Origin of the sequence: Caballeronia sp. LZ028 (assembly GCF_031451415.1) — a bacterium.
GTDB classification, from domain to species: domain Bacteria; phylum Pseudomonadota; class Gammaproteobacteria; order Burkholderiales; family Burkholderiaceae; genus Caballeronia; species Caballeronia zhejiangensis.
The window spans coordinates 1,107,041-1,125,225 of the sequence record NZ_JARUXN010000001.1; the positions used below are offsets into that span (position 1 = coordinate 1,107,041).

21 protein-coding genes are annotated in these 18,185 nt (G+C 64.5%); 14 read left to right on the top strand and 7 right to left on the bottom strand.

Going from position 1 to position 18,185, the window contains the following annotated elements; genetic code table 11:
* Positions 1–12: 12 nt before the first annotated feature.
* The gene (locus QCE58_RS05200) at positions 13–699 is read right to left on the bottom strand and encodes an ABC transporter permease (protein WP_008350817.1); all 687 of its coding nucleotides are present in this window, start codon (positions 697–699) and stop codon (positions 13–15) included.
* Between the two features lie 355 nt (positions 700–1,054).
* Here QCE58_RS05200 and QCE58_RS05205 point away from each other — a divergent pair, with 355 nt between their 5' ends.
* Positions 1,055–1,753 (top strand): pirin family protein, encoded by a 699-nt coding sequence (locus QCE58_RS05205; protein ID WP_008350815.1) that lies wholly within the window; start codon positions 1,055–1,057, stop codon positions 1,751–1,753.
* 69 nt (positions 1,754–1,822) lie between these two features.
* Here the strand turns inward: QCE58_RS05205 and QCE58_RS05210 are convergent, their stop codons facing one another.
* Positions 1,823–2,419 carry a periplasmic heavy metal sensor gene (locus QCE58_RS05210; RefSeq protein WP_034471310.1) on the bottom strand — a complete coding sequence of 199 codons (597 nt, stop codon included), beginning with the start codon at positions 2,417–2,419 and terminating at the stop codon, positions 1,823–1,825.
* Positions 2,420–2,664: 245 nt separating this feature from the next.
* Here QCE58_RS05210 and QCE58_RS05215 point away from each other — a divergent pair, with 245 nt between their 5' ends.
* A complete protein-coding gene (locus QCE58_RS05215) occupies positions 2,665–3,387 on the top strand; it encodes a response regulator (protein WP_008350810.1) in 723 nt (240 codons plus the stop codon).
* Positions 3,371–4,711 (top strand): ATP-binding protein, encoded by a 1,341-nt coding sequence (locus QCE58_RS05220; protein WP_008350808.1) that lies wholly within the window; start codon positions 3,371–3,373, stop codon positions 4,709–4,711. The genes QCE58_RS05215 and QCE58_RS05220 overlap by 17 nt, the downstream gene beginning before the upstream one ends.
* A gap of 31 nt (positions 4,712–4,742) precedes the next feature.
* On the opposite strand, the gene QCE58_RS05225 is transcribed toward QCE58_RS05220, so the two are convergent.
* Both QCE58_RS05225 and QCE58_RS05230 read right to left on the bottom strand, forming a co-directional pair.
* On the bottom strand, positions 4,743–5,006 hold the full coding sequence (locus QCE58_RS05225; RefSeq protein WP_008350806.1) for a hypothetical protein: 264 nt from the start codon (positions 5,004–5,006) through the stop codon (positions 4,743–4,745).
* Between the two features lie 120 nt (positions 5,007–5,126).
* The gene (locus QCE58_RS05230) at positions 5,127–6,812 is read right to left on the bottom strand and encodes a diguanylate cyclase (RefSeq protein WP_034471417.1); all 1,686 of its coding nucleotides are present in this window, start codon (positions 6,810–6,812) and stop codon (positions 5,127–5,129) included.
* 113 nt (positions 6,813–6,925) lie between these two features.
* Between QCE58_RS05230 and QCE58_RS05235 the strand changes: the two genes are divergently transcribed.
* The 5 genes from QCE58_RS05235 (at position 6,926) to QCE58_RS05255 (ending at position 11,459) form a co-directional block, all read left to right on the top strand.
* Positions 6,926–7,276 (top strand): hypothetical protein, encoded by a 351-nt coding sequence (locus tag QCE58_RS05235; protein ID WP_250478674.1) that lies wholly within the window; start codon positions 6,926–6,928, stop codon positions 7,274–7,276.
* Positions 7,277–7,538: 262 nt separating this feature from the next.
* Positions 7,539–9,302, top strand: a complete 1,764-nt coding sequence (locus QCE58_RS05240) for an ABC transporter permease subunit (RefSeq protein WP_008350803.1) — start codon at positions 7,539–7,541, stop codon at positions 9,300–9,302.
* Between the two features lie 12 nt (positions 9,303–9,314).
* The gene (locus tag QCE58_RS05245) at positions 9,315–10,670 is read left to right on the top strand and encodes an AAA-associated domain-containing protein (RefSeq protein ID WP_033536675.1); all 1,356 of its coding nucleotides are present in this window, start codon (positions 9,315–9,317) and stop codon (positions 10,668–10,670) included.
* A 173-nt stretch (positions 10,671–10,843) separates the two neighbouring features.
* Positions 10,844–11,044, top strand: a complete 201-nt coding sequence (locus QCE58_RS05250; RefSeq protein WP_075644177.1) for a type II toxin-antitoxin system HicA family toxin — start codon at positions 10,844–10,846, stop codon at positions 11,042–11,044.
* A gap of 13 nt (positions 11,045–11,057) precedes the next feature.
* Complete coding sequence (locus QCE58_RS05255) at positions 11,058–11,459, top strand: type II toxin-antitoxin system HicB family antitoxin (RefSeq protein ID WP_033536674.1); 402 nt, start codon at positions 11,058–11,060, stop codon at positions 11,457–11,459.
* Positions 11,460–11,522: 63 nt separating this feature from the next.
* Here the strand turns inward: QCE58_RS05255 and QCE58_RS05260 are convergent, their stop codons facing one another.
* The 3 genes from QCE58_RS05260 to QCE58_RS05270 all read right to left on the bottom strand — a co-directional run bounded on the left by QCE58_RS05260 (position 11,523) and on the right by QCE58_RS05270 (position 13,959).
* Positions 11,523–12,047: a hypothetical protein gene (locus tag QCE58_RS05260; protein WP_244807820.1), complete on the bottom strand. Its 525-nt coding sequence runs from the start codon at positions 12,045–12,047 to the stop codon at positions 11,523–11,525.
* A complete protein-coding gene (locus tag QCE58_RS05265; RefSeq protein WP_008350798.1) occupies positions 12,044–12,598 on the bottom strand; it encodes a hypothetical protein in 555 nt (184 codons plus the stop codon). Before QCE58_RS05265 ends, QCE58_RS05260 begins: the two co-directional genes overlap by 4 nt.
* Positions 12,599–12,891: 293 nt before the next feature.
* The gene (locus QCE58_RS05270) at positions 12,892–13,959 is read right to left on the bottom strand and encodes a sigma-54-dependent Fis family transcriptional regulator (RefSeq protein WP_008350797.1); all 1,068 of its coding nucleotides are present in this window, start codon (positions 13,957–13,959) and stop codon (positions 12,892–12,894) included.
* A 589-nt stretch (positions 13,960–14,548) separates the two neighbouring features.
* On the opposite strand from QCE58_RS05270, the gene QCE58_RS05275 reads away from it, so the two are divergent.
* From QCE58_RS05275 to QCE58_RS05300, 6 genes are all read left to right on the top strand, one after another.
* Entirely contained in the window at positions 14,549–14,878 is a 330-nt protein-coding gene (locus QCE58_RS05275; protein ID WP_008350796.1) for a hypothetical protein, read from the top strand.
* Positions 14,879–14,926: 48 nt separating this feature from the next.
* Positions 14,927–15,244, top strand: a complete 318-nt coding sequence (locus QCE58_RS05280; protein ID WP_008350795.1) for a YqjD family protein — start codon at positions 14,927–14,929, stop codon at positions 15,242–15,244.
* 71 nt (positions 15,245–15,315) lie between these two features.
* Complete coding sequence (locus tag QCE58_RS05285) at positions 15,316–15,549, top strand: hypothetical protein (RefSeq protein WP_008350794.1); 234 nt, start codon at positions 15,316–15,318, stop codon at positions 15,547–15,549.
* A 323-nt stretch (positions 15,550–15,872) separates the two neighbouring features.
* On the top strand, positions 15,873–17,276 hold the full coding sequence (locus QCE58_RS05290) for a sigma-54 dependent transcriptional regulator (RefSeq protein WP_008350792.1): 1,404 nt from the start codon (positions 15,873–15,875) through the stop codon (positions 17,274–17,276).
* Positions 17,277–17,498: 222 nt separating this feature from the next.
* Positions 17,499–17,717: a hypothetical protein gene (locus QCE58_RS05295; RefSeq protein ID WP_008350790.1), complete on the top strand. Its 219-nt coding sequence runs from the start codon at positions 17,499–17,501 to the stop codon at positions 17,715–17,717.
* Positions 17,718–17,941: 224 nt separating this feature from the next.
* On the top strand, positions 17,942–18,178 hold the full coding sequence (locus QCE58_RS05300) for a hypothetical protein (RefSeq protein WP_008350788.1): 237 nt from the start codon (positions 17,942–17,944) through the stop codon (positions 18,176–18,178).
* Positions 18,179–18,185 lie beyond the last annotated feature (7 nt).

Below are 18,185 nucleotides of genomic sequence, written 5' to 3' on the forward strand. Positions count from 1 at the left end.
GTAATGGACCGATTAGAGGTCGGCCTTGCGCACGCCGATGGAATAGCGCCGCTCCAGCCAGATCAGCACGAGATTCGAGATCGTGGTGATCGCGAGATAGATCGCGCCCGCGAGCAGCGTGAAGAAGAAGAAACGCAGCGTGCCCTTGCCCGCGTCCTGCGAGGCCTTGACGACGTCCGCGAGACCGATGATCGACACGAGCGCCGTCGCCTTGACCATCACCTGCCAGTTGTTGCCGATGCCCGGCAGCGCGAAACGCATCATCTGCGGAAACATGATGCGCGCGAAGGTCTGCCACGGCGTCATGCCGTAGGCCGCGCCCGCTTCGAGCTGGCCGCGCGGCACGGAAAGAAACGCGCCGCGGAAGGTTTCGGTGAAATACGCGCCGTAGATGAAGCCGAGCACCAGAATGCCGGCGAGGAACGGATCGATGTCGATCTGATCCCAGCCCATCGCGTCGGTGAAGAGATTCAGCCAGATCTGGATGCTGTAGAAGAGCAGCAGCATCAGCACGAGATCGGGCACGCCGCGGATGAGCGTGGTGTAGACGGTGCCGACGCCCGACGCGACGCGGTTCTTCGACAGCTTCGCCGCCGCGCCGATCAGGCCGATCACGAAGGCGAACACGAGCGACAGCACCGCCAGCTTGACGGTCTGCCAGGTGCCCGCGAGGATCAGCGGACCGTAGCCTTGCAACATGGTGATTCCTTGGTAAGGTGCCTGACGTGCATGGAGTGTGACGAGCGCGGCGGTCGGTATTCTAGATGGCCAAAATTGCGAGCAGCCGCTGCTGCTAACCCTGCCAACGTTTCCGATGCGTTTTTCCGGCGCATCGCGGCGCGTTCCGGCGTCTCGCGGGCGTTCCCGACCCGTCGCCGCCCGGAAAAGCGCGGTATTTTACCCGAAGCCGGCCAGGGCGCGAGTTCGAAGCAGGATGTGTCCGATTACATGCATCAGCGGAACGATGTAGTGCCGTGGCGCGCGTTGTTTCGGAAGGGCGTCGCCCTTACATTCTCTCCATCGCAAAACAACGCCTTGGGCGGGAGCAAATACCATGATCGAGATTCGCCGCAGCAACGAACGGGGTCACGCCAACCACGGCTGGCTCGACTCGTATCACAGCTTCTCCTTCGCCGATTACTACGATCCCGAGCACATGCACTTCGGCGCGCTGCGCGTGATCAACGAGGACCGCGTCGCGGGCGGACAGGGCTTCGGCGCGCATGGCCATCGCGATATGGAAATCGTGAGCTACGTGCTCGAGGGCGCGCTCGCGCATCGCGACAGCATGGGCAACGGCTCGACGATCCGTCCCGGCGATGTCCAGCGCATGAGCGCCGGCACCGGCGTGCGTCACAGCGAATTCAACGGTTCGCCGACGGACACCGCGCACTTCCTGCAAATCTGGATCATTCCGGATGCGCCGGGCGGCGCGCCCGGGTATGAGGAAAAGCGCTTCGCCGACGATGAAAAGCGCGGCCGCCTGCGGGTGATCGCATCGCCGGAAGGCACCGACGGTTCGGTGAAGATCGGCGCGAACGCGCGCATCTTCGCGGGACTTTTCGACGGCGACGAGCGCGCGGACTTCGACGTGCCGGCGGGCCGCCGCGTGTATGTGCATGTGGCGCGCGGCGCGGTGACGGTCAACGGCGAAGCGCTCGGCGCGGGCGACGCCGTGAAGCTCGAAGACGTGTCGAAGGTGACGATCGAGAAGGGCGATAACGCGGAAGTGCTGCTGTTCGACCTCGCCTGATCGTTCCACTGATGTAAAGAAGGCCGCGGAGCGCATGCTCCGCGGCCTTCTTTCATGCGCCGAGACGGCTTACGGCTTGGCCGTGGCGGATGCGCCCGCCGCCGCGCCCGGTGCGCCGTCCGGGCCGCCGCGGTGCTTGCCCCAGCGCTCGTGCATCTTCTGCTCGTGCTCGCGCATCTTCGCGAAGTGCTTCTTCAGCGCCGTGCTGACCGTCGTCTTCTGCTGGTCGTTCAGCGCGTTATAGAAGTTCAACCACGCGGTCGCGGTCTGCTCGCGCAACTGCTCGTTCTGCTGCTCGATCTTCTGATGCGCGGCGTGCATCGCGTTCAGGTCGAGGATCGGCTGGTTTTCCATCGACTTCATCTGATCGTGCATCTGCCTGAAGCTTTCGCGCATCGCCTGACGATTCTGCTTCATCGTCGTGAGCGCGGTCTGCCACAGCTTTTCCTGATCCGCGTTCAGCTTCAACTGGCCGTGCAGTTCGTCCAGCTGCTTCTGCATCCGCATTTCCATGCGGTGGCCGCCGTGACCGCCGGGGCCGCCCATCATGGCCGGACCGCCCGGAGGCGGCGGGGGCGGCGCGTCGTTCGTCGCGGCGTAGGCCGTGCCGAACGTCAGCGCGATTGCGGCAGCGGCGGCGGTGAGGATGCGATATTGCTTGGCCATCTTGGTACTCCCTTGATTGTTTTCGAAGCCGAAGCCGCGAAACCTGCATCGACGTACGGGTTGATGCGTGGAGGTCTCGCGCTTGTCGGTGAGACACAGCGTAGGGGTTCGCCGTGCACGGCGTGTTACGGCATGGTTTAGGCTTGTTACGCAGGTTTACGCCTCGCTTTCGTCGTAACACCCCGTAACCCTTATGGCAGGCCTGTCATCAATCGAGGTCTGACGCACGCGCTAAACTCCATTCCATGACTACGCAAATACTTGTCGTCGACGACGACGCCGAACTGCGCGACCTTTTGCGCGACTATCTGGTCCGGCAGGGCATCGAGGTATCGGTGCTGCATGACGCCGGCGGTCTCGAACGCCGCATCGAACGCGAGCGGCCCGATCTCATCGTGCTCGACCTGATGATGCCGGGCGTCGACGGGCTGACCGCGCTCAAAGCATTGCGCGCATCCGGCGACGACATCCCCGTCATCATGCTGACCGCACGCGCGGACGACGTTGACCGCATCGTCGGCCTCGAACTCGGCGCGGACGATTACCTCGGCAAGCCGTTCAATCCGCGCGAACTGCTCGCGCGGGTGCAGGCCGTGCTGCGCCGCCGCCGCACGATTCCGTCCGCCGCGCCGGAGCAGCGCGAACCGTATTCGTTCGGCCGCTTCAGGCTCGACTTCCAGTCGCGCACGCTGCAACAGGACGACAGGCCGCTCACGCTGTCGGGCAGCGAATTCGCGCTTCTGAAAATTTTCGTGAACAACCCGATGCGCACGCTCACGCGCGAGCGCCTGCTCGAATTGCTCCACGGTCCGGAGTACGACGGCACCGATCGCGGCATCGACGTGCAGGTGTGGCGCCTGCGCCGCATCCTGGAAACCGATCCGTCGGCGCCGCGCTTCATCCAGACGGTGCGCGGACGCGGTTACGTGTTCGTGCCGGACGGCGAGCAAAATGCGCCGGGCAATTGACACGCTGTTCGGCCGGCTGGTCGTCATCGTCATCGGCATGTTGGTGTTGTCGCATGTCGCGTGGTTCGCGATCATCCGCTTCGAGCGCGATAACGTGCAGACGCGCTTCGCCGTCGAGGAGGCCGTGTTCCTGGTCGAGGCGGTGCGCCAGCACATCGCCAATACGCCGGATCAACCGCTGCCGCCGCGCGTGCGCCTCGTGGCGCTCGATAGCCCGGACGTGCCGAAGCAGCCGGACGAGGGCACGCCGCCGCCACTGCAGCGCTTTGTCGAGGATCTGAAAGACCGTCTGCCCGACGGCACCGACGTGCGTCTCAACGAGCCCGGCGGCCCGCCGAGCGTCTGGGTGCACGGCGCGAAGGACGCAGGCTGGGTCGTCGTGCCGGTGCAGCCGCTGCGTCCGCCGCGCTCGCGCGACCGCATGCTCGTCTGGCTCGCGCTGATCTTTTCGACCGCCGTGCTCGCCGCGCTTTTCGGCGCGTGGCAGCTGCAGTCGCCACTGCGCGCGCTCGCGCAGGCGGTCGGGCGCTTCGGACGCGGCCAGCCGACGCCGCCCGTGCCGGAGCGCGGTCCGCGCGAATTGCGGCAGCTCACGCACGGCTTCAATCAGATGGTCCGCGAGGTCTCGCAGACGGAGAACGATCGCGCCGTCATGCTTGCAGGCGTCGCGCACGATCTGAAGACGCCGCTCGCGCGCCTGCGTCTGCGCGCCGAAATGATGGACGACGACAAAATGCGCGACGGCGTCGTGCGCGATGTCGATTCGATGGCGCATATCGTCGACCAGTTCCTCGTGTTCGCGCACGACCGCCCGGACGGCAGCGAGCCGGTTCCCGTCGACGAGCAGTGCGAGCGGATCGCGCGGGCGTATCGTGCGGTGTCGCCGGACGCGCAGCCGATCCGCTTGAAGCTCGAAGCGGGGCCCGCTTTCGCGCTGCCGGCGGCGTCGCTGGACCGGTTGCTGTCGAATCTGCTGGATAACGCCCATGCATACGGCGCGCCGCCGGTCGTCATCGAGACGCGGCGGGAAGCCAAGGGCTGGGTATTGTCGGTGTCCGATCACGGCAAGGGCATCGCGCCGGACGATCTCATCAAGGCGAGCCGGCCTTTCGTGCGGCTCGATCCGGCGCGCGGCGGCAGCGGCCACAGCGGGCTCGGACTCGCGATCGTGGAGCGGCTCGCGCGACGTGCGGGCGGCGAGTGCGAGATCGGCAATCGTGCCGACGGCGGATTGCAGGTCACGATGACCTTTCCGTTCGACAGCGCCACGCGGCCGGTGCAGGAGCGCCGCGCCGGGTCGCAGCACGAAGAGCGCGCGCTGTAACGGCGCGCTCGGTCAGAGAGGCGGAGCGGCGTCAGTCGAACAGGGTTTCGAGCGCGGACGCCGCTTCGCTGTCCACCGTGTTGTACGTCACCGTCGACGCCTCGAAGATGTAGTGCGTCGTGTACTTGCCGAGGCGCGAGAGAATCTCCTCCTGAATCACCTCGGGCGCGAGATCGATCTTCAGGAACCACGTCGTCGACGACAGCCGCGTCTGAAAAGAGCCGTACTCGGCGAGCAGGTGGTCGAACGTTTCTGCGTCCTGATCCCGGCACACGATGACCAGATTTCCCTTCATGCAATCCTCCCGATTCACGCCAGCGGCATTCGATTTCGAACATCGATGATACCTGCGCGATGCGTGCGCGTCGCGGCACGCGCATGACCGTGCGGTGACTCGACGCGCCGGTTCGGCCGGCTACTTGCCGGCCAGCGTGTCTTCGGGATGCCGGGTGGACGGGCCGGGATCGGCGGGGCGCACTTCGCTGCGGTCGCGCCCGCGCGATTTCGCCTCGTAAAGCGCGAGGTCGGCCCGCGAGAGAATCCATTCGAGCGCGTCGTCGGGCGCGAGCTCCGTGATGCCGATGGATACCGACAGCGCCGCGTCGTCCGGCAGATGCGCGCAGTGCTCGTGATGGAAGCGCTTCCGCAGGCGCTCAAGCACGGCGTGCGCGTCGGCGAGCGGGGTTTGCGGCAGCAGGATGCCGAATTCCTCGCCGCCGAGCCGCCCGATCGCATCGCTCGGACGAAGCTGCGCACGGCACACTTCGACGAAATGCTCCAGCGCGCGATCGCCCGACGCGTGCCCGAAGCGGTCGTTGATCTGCTTGAAGTGATCGAGATCCGCGATCGCCACCGACAGCGGGGTGCCGACCGAGCGCGCGAGCTCCACTTCGTGACGCAGCGTGTCGAGGAAATAGCGGCGCGAGAGGGCGCCGGTGAGCGCGTCGTGGCGCGCTTCGGCCGAAAGCAGCGTATTGGCCGACTGGAGCTGTTCAGCGAGATCGCGGGTCGCGCGGTGCAGGCGCCGCTCACGCGAATACGACGTCGCGATCACGATCGCGAGCGTCACGACGCCGAGCATCGTCAGGAACACGAGGAAGCGGTCGCGGCTGTGATTGCGGCTGATCTCCGGCCAGCTCGTGAGCGGATGCACGATATGCGCCGACAGTCCCGAATTGAGACCCGTGCGCTCGTCGTAGAGCGAAGGCACGTTGCTGCCGTTCGCGGCGTAGAAGGTTTGCGCGAGCGCGGGCGCGAGCCAGTGCTCCGAGGCGCGCATCTGCTCGCCAATGTGCGCGATGCGCAGCTCCGGAAACGACTCGCGCCGATAGTGCTCGACGCGTTCGCGCTCCGTCATGCGCGCGATGGGCGCATTGGGCATCGCCTGGTATTCGAGCCGGCCGTCGTGCGCCATCACGACGACGCCGTTTTCATCGGTCACGAAGGTGCCGGCGCGCGACACCCAGTGCCGCAGCCGGTCGATGCTCACTTTGGCGATCACCGCGCCGACCAGGATGCCGTCTTCGTAAGCGGGCGCCGCGATGAAGATGCCCGGCTCGCCGGACAGCCGCCCGACGCCGTACATCTCGACGAAGCCGCCGAGCAGCGCGCGGGCGACATAGCCCCGGGCGCTCATGTCGTAGCCGATGAAGCTGTCGTCGTCGGCGGCGTTGCTCGACGCAATGCAGAAGCCGCGCTCGTTGACGAGCCAGATCGAGTCGAGGCCGGAGAAGCCCTGCGCGTCGTGCAGGAAGTGATTGACCTTTTCGAGCGCGGGGCGCGCGGTCCAGTCCTTGCGGCGTTCGAGTTCCGTCCCGGCCGGGTTCGAGGCATAATTCCGCGACTCCGCGAGCGCGCGCTGCGTGAGGTCCATCTGCGCGAGCGTGGCGGGAATGGCGCGCGACATCGCCAGATCGCTCGCGATGATCTGCGCCATGTTGTCGACGATCGACCCCGCCATCTGACGCTCGGTACGCACCGTCGCCGTCATCTCCTGTTGTACCATTCGGTCCGACAACAAGCCGGCGGCCACCCAGCACGCGCACGCCAACGCGGCGATGCCGAGCGTCGCGATCACACGGTGCAGGATGAGTTTGTTCATCGGACGCGCGCGCATGGGAGGTTCACGCGAGACAAAGGTCGCATGCGCCATGCCGGCCATTCGGCGCGGTGTGCACATGGCGGTCGACGCGGGCGTGTGGATTGCAGCGCGTGATGTCTGCCGTATTCCGGCTTGTGCTCGCAACGGGGCGGCGGGCGCGGCTCAGGCGGTTATTCGGCTCGGATCTGGCGTCTCGCATCGCATCGGCGCTCAAATTATTGTTTGTGATAAGCCCAGATTGGACGATGTTTTTTGCCGCCTATCAAGCGCCATGTCACGGCGTGCGACGTCTGTCCAACACAACGGACGCGCGCCGGGCGCACGCGCTGGCGCTTCTTCGTCGAATAGCGGCGAGCCGCAGCCAAACTGAAAGGAAGCGAAAGCACGAGCGCCGGGCGCATTCGACGCGGGCTGCCCTTCATTTTGCCCGTGCCGTGCCGAAGAGCAACAGAAACATCGCATGATTCGCGTGCCGGACCGCATGAAGGTTGTGCCTGTCACGCGGGTTGGTGTAGTGTCGCGCGGTTCAGAACGGGGATCGTCTGACGCGGCGACTGCCTGGCGCCGCGCTGCGAGCTGAACGTGTCGTCGTTTCGGCGGCTCCGTGCGTTGAGCATGGGGTCGTGCCGGGCAGAGGCTTCTTGCCCGCCTGACGGTTATCTGCCGTCGGAAGCAACATCCCGCGCCCGGCGCGGTCGGAACAAAGCCTTACGGGGAGGGCCTTGCATGGAATTTGGTTTCAATCTGAATCGCACGGCGAATGCGTCGGCGTGGCGGATCCTGCCCAACCGCTGGGATTTCGTCGCGTTCCCGATGATCATCTGCATCATCGCGCTCGCCGCAGTCGGTTTCCACGAGACCCTGGCGCCGATCTCGACCCTGCAGACCCAGGCGATCTCGCTCGACCCCGCGAATCTCCCCGAATACGCGTTGCGCACGACCTTGCGCATGCTGCTGGCGATGGTCGCGTCGCTCATTTTCACGCTGATCTACGGCACGCTCGCGGCGAAGAGCCGGCGCGCGTCGATCGTGCTCGTGCCGATTCTCGACATTCTCCAGTCGGTGCCGGTGCTGGGCTACATCTCGTTCACGGTGACGTTCTTCCTCGCCATGTTCCCGGGGCGCGTGATCGGCGCCGAATGCGCGGCGATCTTCGCGATCTTCACGAGTCAGGCGTGGAACATGACGTTCAGCTTCTATCAGTCGCTGCGCACGGTGCCGCGCGATCTGGACGAAGTCTCGCGCGGTTTTCATCTCACCAACTGGCAGCGCTTCTGGAAGCTCGAAGTGCCGTTCTCGATGCCGGGCCTCATCTGGAACATGATGATGTCGATGTCGGGCGGCTGGTTCTTCGTGGTCGCCTCCGAGGCGATCACGGTCGGCAACCGCACGATCGTACTGCCGGGCATCGGCGCGTATCTCGCGACCGCCATCGGCGAGCGCAATCTCTCCGCGATCGGCTGGGTGATTCTCGCGATGACCGTCGTCATCCTGGCCTACGACCAGTTGATGTTCCGCCCGCTCGTCGCGTGGGCGGACAAATTCCGCATGGAGAACACGAGTTCCGGCGACGAGCCGAAGTCGTGGCTGCTCGACCTGATCCGCCGCACGCGCCTGATTCATCGTCTGCTGGTTCCGGCCGGCTGGATTCTCGCGAAGGCGGCGCGCGTGCCGATCAAGCTGCCGTCGCTGCAGGGCGCGCTGGAAAACGTCGGCCTGCCGCTGCGCGCGAAGGTGCCGTCCACGCGCGCGGGCGATATCGCGTGGGGCACGGCCGTGCTGCTAGTCACGGTGTTCGTCGTGTGGAAGGTCGCGTCGTTCGTCGCGACGGGCGTCACGTGGAGCGAAGTCGGCCACGTGTTCGTGCTCGGCTTCATCACGCTCTTGCGCGTGGTCGTGCTGATCGCGATCGCTTCGGTGATCTGGGTGCCGCTCGGCGTGCTGATCGGCCTGCGCCCCGCGCTCGCCGAGAAGATCCAGCCGCTCGCGCAGTTCCTCGCCGCGTTCCCGGCGAACCTGCTGTTTCCGGTGTTCGTCGTCGTGATCGTGCGCTGGCATCTGAACCCGGATATCTGGCTCTCGCCGCTGATCGTGCTCGGCACGCAGTGGTATATCCTTTTCAACGTGGTGGCGGGCGCGTCTTCCTACCCGAACGATTATCGCGAGGCCGCGACCAACTTCCAGATTCGCGGCTGGCAGTGGTGGAAGAAGTGCATGCTCCCCGGCATCTTCCCTTACTACATCACCGGCGCGATCACCGCTTCGGGCGGCGCGTGGAACGCGAGCATCGTCGCGGAAGCGGTGTCGTGGGGCAAGACGGAGGTTGTCGCGCATGGTCTCGGCGCGTATATCGCCCAGACGACCGCCGCGGGCGACTATCCGAAAATCATTCTTGGCATCGCCGTGATGTCGCTGTTCGTCACGCTGTTCAACCGACTGTTGTGGCGCCCGCTATACGCCTACGCCGAAGCAAGACTCCGGCTGGATTGAGGACGAGTTCCGATGCAGAACCTGAAAACTACGCAGACGTCCGCTGCGCAAGACTCGCGGCGACCCCAGGGCACGCCGCCGCGTCTCGGCGCGGAAATCCTGCGCGTCGCGAACGTGAGCCGCGGCTTCAACAAGACGCAGGGCGAACTGCTCGTGCTCGACGATGCGAATCTCTCGCTGCGCGAAGGCGAGATCGTCGGATTGCTCGGACGTTCGGGCTCGGGCAAGTCGACGCTTCTGCGCATCATCGCCGGGCTGATCGAGCCGACGGGCGGCGAAGTCACTTATCTGAACGAGCCGTTGCGCGGTCCCGCGAAGGGCGTCGCGATGGTGTTTCAGACCTTCGCGCTGTTTCCGTGGCTGACCGTGCTGCAGAACGTGGAAGCGGGTCTGGAAGCGCAAGGCGTGGCCGCGCGCGAGCGGCGCGAGCGCGCGCTGGCCGCGATCGACCTGATCGGTCTCGACGGCTTCGAGAACGCGTATCCGCGTGAATTGTCGGGCGGGATGCGTCAGCGCGTGGGTTTCGCGCGGGCGCTGGTCGTCGATCCGACCTTGCTGTTGATGGACGAGCCGTTCTCCGCGCTCGACGTGCTCACCGCCGAAAACCTGCGCACCGACCTGCTCGATTTGTGGACGCAAGGGCGCATGCCGATCAAGTCGGTGCTGATCGTCACGCACAACATCGAGGAAGCGGTGTTCATGTGCGACCGCATTCTCGTGCTGTCGTCGAATCCGGGCCGCGTGATGGCCGAGATCAAGGTGCCGTTCAAGCATCCGCGCAATCGCCTGGATCCGGCGTTCCGGCGTCTCGTCGACGATATCTACGCGAAGATGACCGCGCGGCAGATGGGCGAAGCGAAGAAGAAGGGGCTGGAGTTGGGAAGCTGGCTGCCCGAAGTCTCGACGAACCTGATGGCGGGTCTCATCGAAACGCTCGCGGCCGAGCCGTACCACGGCCGCGCGGACATGCCGGAAATCGCGCGGTCGCTGCATCTCGAAGTGGACGATCTCTTCCCGATCGCGGAAGTGCTGCAACATCTCGGTTTCGCGGACGTGCGCGAGGGCGACATCTATCTGACGCCGCAGGCGCGCGTGTTCGCGGAGTTCGGCACGCAGGAGCGCAAGATGATGTTCGCGGAGCATCTGCTGCGGCACGTGCCGCTGGCGGCGCGGATCAAGAAGGTGCTGAACGAGCGGCCTGGGCATCGCGCGCCGCGCTTGCGCTTCGAGCAGGAACTGGAGGACTTTCTCTCCGACAAGGCCGCGCAGGAAACGCTCGATGCGGTTATCGACTGGGGCCGCTACGGGGAAATTTTCTCGTACAACGATCAGACCGAGATGCTGAGCCTGGAGGACGTGGAGGCTTGAGTTTCCTGTGGATGCAAGCACGCGAAGCGCGGTTGCCGGCGACGGCGCCGCGCTTTTTCTTTGCGCGTTGGCCGTTTGGCTGAATGTTCGCGCGGTGCGTTGAATCGTACCGTTTTCGTCTTGAACAGTGTTGCTGCGTGTGTAAAGCTACACACGCAGCGTTCGGAGACGAGATGGATTCATCGCGCTTGATACGAATGCTGCTGGATGACGGGTGGCACTTGGACCGAATTGTCGGCAGTCACCATCATTTCAAACGTCGGGGAAATATGAGCTTGGTCACGGTGCCTCACCCCCGAAAAGATCTTTCCATTGGAACGGTAAGAAGCGTCCTCAAGACGGCCGGGTTGCTCAACCGGCTGTACTCTTCATAACGGAGATTCGAAAGTGGAATTCCCAGTCGCCATTCACAAAGACCCGGACAGTTGCTACGGCGTTACCGTGCCTGACATTCCCGGCGTTTTTTCTGCGGGAGAGACGGTCGACGAGGCAATTAAAAATACGAAGGAGGCAATCTACAGCCACGTCTCGATTCTTATAGAGGACGGTTTGGACGTTTCGCTGGTGCCTTCCCCGATTGAAGATCTGATGCCGAACCCCGACTTCGCCACGGCAATCTGGGCCTACGTCGAAGTCGATCTCTCGAAGCTCGACTCGCGTCCCGAGCGCATCAACATCAGCCTGCCGCGATTCGTGCTGCGCAAGATCGACAGCTACGTCGAGGCGCGCCACGAAACCCGCAGCGGCTTTCTGGCGCGGGTCGCGCTCGAAGCGATCGCGAACGGCTGAGACCGCAAAAAAGCGCGGCGCTCGTGACGAGCGCCGCGCGTTCGATATCCAGCCGCGGGAAACCTACTGCAGATTCCCCCAACGCTCGACGGCCGGTTCCGCCGACGCCCATTTCCATCCTTCGGATTGCTGGCAGGCCGTAGCGACGAACCACTCGGCGGGCGCTTTCGCATCGTCGCCATCGACGACCGAGAACGCGAATTCCTTGCAGCTCGCGAGCGCGCTATTGAACTCGCGCAGCACGCGCACCTCGCCGTGGCCGTTCTCGACCGGCAACGTATGCTTGACCTTCCATGGCCGCGTTTCGCCGACCTGCGACATGCCCGCCGTCACCGCGATCATGACCTGCTGATCCTGATGCAGCGATTTCATCGTGCGCGCGACGAGTTCGTCGGTGGCGGCCTGCACCGCGATGCCGACGCCCAGGCCCACAGCCGGGTTCGTCGTGAACGCGCCGGTCGCGACGCCCGCCACCGCACCCGTCGCGGCGCCGATCGATGCGCAGCCGCTCATCGTCAGGCACGCGGCCGCGCCGGCAGCGACGAGCCCAAGACGCAGCGCAAAAGATACGTCGAAAGACAGCGTCATTGCAGGGCGCCCCAGCGCGGCGTAGCCGGTTCGGCCGACGCCCACTTCCACTTGTTGCCGTCGCGGCAAACCGATGCCACGTAGAACGCGCTGTCGGCGGGGCGGTCCTTGGTCGCGTCGCGATCGACGGAAAACACGATCTCCTTGCATTCGAGCACGCCGCTGCTGATGGTGCGGCTCACCGTCACGCGGCCTTTTTCGTCGTCCTCGATCGGCACTGAATGCACGGCCTTCCACGGCGCAACCGCGCCGACCGCAAGCGGACCGGCGACCGTCGCAATCTGATCCTGCGAGTAGGTATGCGCGACGCGCTGCGTGTACTGCACGCCCGCGCGCGCGGCGGCGACCGCGCCGAGGCCGATGCCCGTTGCGACGGCGGCGTTGCTGGTGACACTGTTTGCCACCGCGGCGCCCGCGATACCGGCGCCGGCCGTCGCGCCTTCGCTGTAGAGCGAGTTGCATCCGCTGAGACTCACGCAAGCGATGGCGCCCGAAACGATCGCGGCGAGCGCGGCGGCACGCGACCCGCGCCGATGAACCCTGATCTGCATGTTGCTTTTCCTTCGTCTTCCGTTTCCCGACGCTTGCGATCGGGGTCGAGGGGCTCGAATCTACTTGAGGTTCCGCCCTCAAGTCACCGCCCGGCAACGCGCAGAGACGAAACGCGCACGCGGGCTCCGCGCATTTTGAAGCATGCTTCTAATTACCGGTTTGAGAAAATTGCAAGAAATTGCAAGCGTGAAGAGCACGTTTCGATCCACGTATCGCTCCGTGCGCGAAAAAAAAGCGAGCGCGGATGTCTGCGCTCGCTTCCCGGTCATGCGGATATCGCCTCGGATACGCTTCAGCTTTCGCTATTCGACGACGCGTCGCTGCCCTCGGTGTCCTCGTTTTCGTACGCGCCCAAGCGGTTGTACAAAGTCTTCAGGCTCACCCCGAGCGCTTTCGCGGCGCGCCGCTTGTCGCCGCCGCAGTGTTTGAGCGTGCCGAGGATGATCTGCTTCTGCGCATCGGCGAGCGGCGTACCGACCCAGACGTTCATGGCGTCGCCTTGCGTGACGGGCTTCTTCACGCGCGATGCGAGATGCGGATGCGCGATCTCCACCGTCTTCTCCGCCAGAATGAACGCGCGATAAACCGTGTTCTTCAGTTCGCGCACGTTGCCCGGCCACGAATACGTTCGCAGCACGTCGAGCGCGCGTTTGCTGAACACTTTGTTCGTGCCTTCCTGCGCGTTCATTTCGGACAGGAAATGCTGTGCGAGCAGTTCGCGATCCGAATCGCGCTCGCGCAACGGCGGCGCGCGCAGCGGGAATACGGCGAGCCGGTACATGAGATCCTCGCGCAGGCCGTTTTCCTTCACGGCCGCGACAGGATCGCGGTTCGTCGCTGCGATCACGCGCACATCGGAGCTGATGAGATCGTTGCCGCCGACGCGAAAGAACGTGCCTGTTTCCAGCGCGCGCAGCAGCTTGACCTGGCGCACGGGCGACATCTCGGTCACTTCGTCGAGGAAGAGCGTGCCGCCGTTCGCATGCTCGAAATAGCCGATGCGTCCCTGCACCGCGCCCGTGAAGCTGCCTTTCTCGTGGCCGAAGAGCTCGGCCTCGATGAGATTGTCGGGAATCGCACCGCAGTTCACCGCGATGAACGGCGCGTCCTTGCGCGCGCTGTGGTCGTGAATCGTACGGGCGACGAGCTCCTTGCCTGTGCCCGACTCGCCGATGATGAGCGCGGTCGCATCGGTCGCGGCCACGCGCTCGATTTGCGCGTACAACTCCTGCATCACGGGCGACGAGCCATAGAGCAGTCCATAAGACTTCAAGCCCGGCACTTCCCCCGTGTTGCGTTTTCTTTGCGCGGGTGTATCGCCGACCGCGGCGGGCGGCTGATCCAGATCGGTTGACGCCATGTGTCCTGATCGTTCCTGAGTGCTGCGTATGTAGTGGGCGGGCGGCGGACTCGCGCGGGCGCTTCCGGTTGCGGTCGGCCTGGCGCGGCTCGGCGCGCGCGAGCGGCGCAACCGTGGATGACCGCGCGCATCGGCATATGACGCGCCCTTGCGCGCTGCCCTTGAGACTCACGCGATCCGTGAGCGTCGTTCCTGGTTGAGCGTCGGTCCAGGCGCGTCTGCATCGGCTGCTTGTTCAGAGCCGGTTCGTTGCAAACGCACCTATCTCATAAACGCTATTTAACCATTCGCAACGACATTGCGGCAATGCGCGGGCCGGCCGTTCGGCGCATTTTGTCTGCATCGCGCGGGCCCTCGCGGCGCTTCCGGAAAGGTTCTCCTTGCCGTACTGAAAATTTACAAGGCGACGGCGTAATTGTTACCCGATCGTCGGCGGGTTCGCCTCCCATCGGCAGTCCTGCGCGGTGTCGCCGGATCTGGCACGAAAGCTGCATGATAGGGCTCACATCGTGACTCATATTCGAAAAATTGCCGACGGGCGCGGTCTCGGAGGCGCACACACGAGGATGGGCGAGAGAGGCAACGCATCATGGAAGACATTTTCAACTTCGACGGGGGCGCACATCCGCGCTCGATTCCCACGCGGCCGGCCCGGACCCGGAAGGAACTCACGGCCGGCGAGCCGATCGACATCTATCACTGGGCCGCTGTCGCGCTCGTGACCGCGCTGATGTGCGCGGTGCTAGGCTATGCGGCGGGCACGCCAGCGCTCGCGCGTGCCGCGAACGTGACGAGCCTCGTGTTCGGCGCGATGGGCGGCGCGTTGATGGCGAGCGGCGTCGTGCGCAGCCTGCGCGCGCGGAGCGCGGCGGGCGAGCGCCTCCGCGTCGCGGGCGTGCCGGTCGCCGAAACGCGCTGACGCGCGCCGACGATCCCGACAAACCCACTTGGGCGAGGACTACATTCCATGAGTCAAACGACTGTCCAGCTTGCGTTGGGCAAGCAAAAGATCATCGAAGACATCAAGGTGCTGCTGAACGACGCGGAGGAATTGCTGCGCTTGTCGGCGACGCTGCCAGGCGAGGGCGTCGATGCGCTGCGCTCGCGTCTGCGCGATCACGTCGATTCGGCGCGCGGCGCGCTCGAAGATGCACAGGCGAGTGCGCAAAGCCGATACCGCGCAGGCGTCGATTGCACCGAGAAATACGTGAAGGACAATCCCTGGCAATCGCTCGGCATGGCGGCGGGCGTCGGTTTTCTGGTGGGACTTCTGGTTTCGCGGTGATTTACAGCTTTATCGCTCCGGCCGGCTTTCCTGACAGCGGCGATTTTCATTAGACGAAGGAGAGAACACAAATGGCACGGCCTTCAATCGGAATTTTCGGCGCGCTGTTCGCGCTAGGCGGCGTTCTCGCATGGAAGTGGGTGCAGTCTCAGGACGCCGGGCGGCGCACTGCACGCGATCTGAGCCGTTGGGAAGACGAGGGCGGCAAGGTGCTCACGCCCGCCACCGGCGCGAGCGGGCAGGCCGTAAATGGCCACGGTGCGGTCGGCGGCACCGCCGATGCATGGCATTTTCCGCGGAGTTGATTCACTTCAGACATTCGGCCGAATTAATGGTCCGATCAATCACACGCACGCTGGGCCAGCGTGCGTTTTCATCTTGATAAACGCTTATAATCAGTGAAACTTCGGCCATAAGTTGCCTAAATGGAAAAACTTACTTGGACCGAATCAAGCGTGCAGAAATCGGAAATTATTTTATTTTTCGCGCATTCTGCGTGACGCCGATTATCTTTTTTCGGCCGTAACCGCGAATCGCACCGGCCCGTGCGGCAGCGCCGCCGCGCGGAGAAGACCACGCCGCCACCTGGCGTGTGACCCTGAAACGCTTAGGAAGAATTCGAAACGCAATGCCACACGTATTGATTGTCGATGACGATCCCAGTACCCGCGAGGCGCTAGCCGCGATCATCGGCGAAGACGGATTGACGACGGCCACCGCCAGCGATCTGCGCGAGGCGCGCATCCAGCTCGTGCGGCAAACGCCGGACGTCGTATTCACCGATCTCAAACTGCCCGATGGCACGGGCGTCGACCTGTTCGAGGATCTCGATCCGCGCTCGGGCGTCGAGTTCATCGTCATTACGGGACACGCGACGGTGGAATCCGCCGTCAGCGCGCTCAAGATGGGCGCCGCCGACTACCTCGTCAAGCCGATCAACATGCAGCGCGTGAAGGCCATCCTTTCGCGCCTGCCGCGCGCCGGCGACCTGAAAGCGGAAATCGGCACCTTGCGCGGCGAATTGCGCCGCATGGGCCGCTTCGGTCTGATGCTGGGCAATTCACCTGCCATGCAGACCGTCTACGACCAGGTCGGCCGCGTCGCGCCGACGGCGGCATCGGTGCTGCTCATCGGCGAGTCGGGCACCGGCAAGGAAGTCGCCGCGCAGACGCTGCACGAGCTCTCGCTGCGCCGCAAGCATTCGTTCATCGCGGTGAACTGCGGCGCGATCTCGCCGAACCTGATCGAATCGGAGATGTTCGGCCACGAGCGCGGCTCGTTCACGGGCGCGGATCGGCAGCACAAGGGTTATTTCGAACGCGCGAACGGCGGTACGCTGTTCCTCGACGAAATCACGGAAATGCCGATCGAGCTTCAGGTGAAACTGCTGCGCGTGCTGGAGACGGGCATGTTCATGCGCGTCGGCACGACCAAGGAAATCGAGACGGACGTGCGCCTGATCGCCGCGACCAATCGCGATCCCGAGCAGGCCGTGCTCGAAGGCAAGCTGCGCCTCGACCTTTATCACCGTCTGAACGTGTTCCCGATCAACCTGCCGCCGCTGCGCGAGCGCGGCAAGGACGTCGAGCTGCTCGGCCAGGCGTTTCTCGACGAACTGAACGCCCGGTACAACACGAAAAAGGATTTCCCGCCCGCCGTCCGCGAGATGCTGGCGTCGTACAACTGGCCCGGCAACGTGCGCGAACTGAAGAACTACGTGCAGCGCGCGTACATCATGTCGGCGTCGGACTCGGACAGCACCGCGACCGTGCCGCTGCAGATTTCGCTTTCGAAGCCGTCGGCGGGCACGGCGGTAACGATTCCGTTCGGCACGTCGCTCGCGCAGGCCGACCGTCAGCTCATTCTGGCGACGCTCGATCAGTGCGGCGGCGTGAAGACGCGCGCGGCGGAAATCCTCGGCATCAGCCTGAAAACGCTCTATAACCGGCTCGTCGAGTACGGCGAGGATGCGAACAAGGCTGCCGTCGGCGAAGGCGGCGACATAAGCGATTCCGACAGCGAAAATCCCTGAACTTCGCGTATCTTTAGACAAATCGACGCCTGCGGCTTGTAAAACCGCAGGCGTTTTTCATTGGCAGGCGCGTTTTCTACGCCGATAATGTCTCAGAAGCGAACGTAGCCGATGTGTCTCAGGGGCATGGCCCTTGCTGCCGATCGAATGACATCCGCGCAGTCGCGCCAGTGCGTGTCGCGGATGGGAAAAGTACGATCACAAGACCGCAAGGAGCCCATCATGTCACTCAACATGTCGATCCGCGCTTCCGACGATGCCCGTTTCGAAGCTCAGACGCCGCAGCCGCCGGACCCGCCGGTGACGCCGCCGGACCAGCCGCCGCCCACGCCGATTCCGCCCGACACCAATCCGGACCCGACGCGCGAGCCGCCCGAACCGCCGTCGCAGCCGATCGGCGATCCGCCGCCTGGACCGGGCGATCAGCCGCATGTGCAGTAGCGTGTCAGAACGATGTTGAACCGCAGACGTTGGACAATGCCCAGAATTCGTGCAAGGTTTGAATAAGTTTCCATCCCGGACGTAGGGATTACAACGGATGACGCAACGATGACCGGCGACACGTTCTGTCGCCGGTCGTTTTTTCTGAAGCCGCGCTCATCGCAGCGCATCGGTCCGACGCCGCCGACGTCACTATCGCGACGGCCTTCTTACCTGGAGGCATCATGAGGCATCCCGCACTTCGACGCTCCGCGCGTCATTCTTCCAAGCGCGAAGCGCGCGCCGAAGCCGCCAAGTCGGCCGGCACGCAGAGCGCGTCCGCACCGCCCGCCGAACACGATCCCGCCTCGCAGAACCGCCCCGCGCCTGGCGTTCCGCCCGATGGCGAACACAATCAGGGCGGCGTGCGGCGCGAAGGAATCGACTATCAGCGCGATTTGGGCTCCGAGCAGGACTCGTGATTTCAGC

Excerpts from the sequence above, each read along its gene's own strand:
- QCE58_RS05235 (WP_250478674.1), top strand. The coding sequence starts at position 6,926 with ATGTCTGCCGTATTCCGGCTTGTGCTCGCAACGGGGCGGCGGGCGCGG.
- QCE58_RS05270 (WP_008350797.1), bottom strand. The coding sequence starts at position 13,959 with ATGGCGTCAACCGATCTGGATCAGCCGCCCGCCGCGGTCGGCGATACA.
- QCE58_RS05265 (WP_008350798.1), bottom strand. The coding sequence starts at position 12,598 with ATGCAGATCAGGGTTCATCGGCGCGGGTCGCGTGCCGCCGCGCTCGCC.
- QCE58_RS05250 (WP_075644177.1), top strand. The coding sequence starts at position 10,844 with ATGGATTCATCGCGCTTGATACGAATGCTGCTGGATGACGGGTGGCAC.
- QCE58_RS05225 (WP_008350806.1), bottom strand. The coding sequence starts at position 5,006 with ATGAAGGGAAATCTGGTCATCGTGTGCCGGGATCAGGACGCAGAAACG.
- QCE58_RS05300 (WP_008350788.1), top strand. The coding sequence starts at position 17,942 with ATGAGGCATCCCGCACTTCGACGCTCCGCGCGTCATTCTTCCAAGCGC.
- QCE58_RS05280 (WP_008350795.1), top strand. The coding sequence starts at position 14,927 with ATGAGTCAAACGACTGTCCAGCTTGCGTTGGGCAAGCAAAAGATCATC.
- QCE58_RS05210 (WP_034471310.1), bottom strand. The coding sequence starts at position 2,419 with ATGGCCAAGCAATATCGCATCCTCACCGCCGCCGCTGCCGCAATCGCG.
- QCE58_RS05230 (WP_034471417.1), bottom strand. The coding sequence starts at position 6,812 with ATGAACAAACTCATCCTGCACCGTGTGATCGCGACGCTCGGCATCGCC.
- QCE58_RS05205 (WP_008350815.1), top strand. The coding sequence starts at position 1,055 with ATGATCGAGATTCGCCGCAGCAACGAACGGGGTCACGCCAACCACGGC.
- QCE58_RS05285 (WP_008350794.1), top strand. The coding sequence starts at position 15,316 with ATGGCACGGCCTTCAATCGGAATTTTCGGCGCGCTGTTCGCGCTAGGC.
- QCE58_RS05245 (WP_033536675.1), top strand. The coding sequence starts at position 9,315 with ATGCAGAACCTGAAAACTACGCAGACGTCCGCTGCGCAAGACTCGCGG.
- QCE58_RS05260 (WP_244807820.1), bottom strand. The coding sequence starts at position 12,047 with ATGACGCTGTCTTTCGACGTATCTTTTGCGCTGCGTCTTGGGCTCGTC.
- QCE58_RS05200 (WP_008350817.1), bottom strand. The coding sequence starts at position 699 with ATGTTGCAAGGCTACGGTCCGCTGATCCTCGCGGGCACCTGGCAGACC.
- QCE58_RS05275 (WP_008350796.1), top strand. The coding sequence starts at position 14,549 with ATGGAAGACATTTTCAACTTCGACGGGGGCGCACATCCGCGCTCGATT.
- QCE58_RS05220 (WP_008350808.1), top strand. The coding sequence starts at position 3,371 with ATGCGCCGGGCAATTGACACGCTGTTCGGCCGGCTGGTCGTCATCGTC.
- QCE58_RS05240 (WP_008350803.1), top strand. The coding sequence starts at position 7,539 with ATGGAATTTGGTTTCAATCTGAATCGCACGGCGAATGCGTCGGCGTGG.
- QCE58_RS05295 (WP_008350790.1), top strand. The coding sequence starts at position 17,499 with ATGTCACTCAACATGTCGATCCGCGCTTCCGACGATGCCCGTTTCGAA.
- QCE58_RS05290 (WP_008350792.1), top strand. The coding sequence starts at position 15,873 with ATGCCACACGTATTGATTGTCGATGACGATCCCAGTACCCGCGAGGCG.
- QCE58_RS05215 (WP_008350810.1), top strand. The coding sequence starts at position 2,665 with ATGACTACGCAAATACTTGTCGTCGACGACGACGCCGAACTGCGCGAC.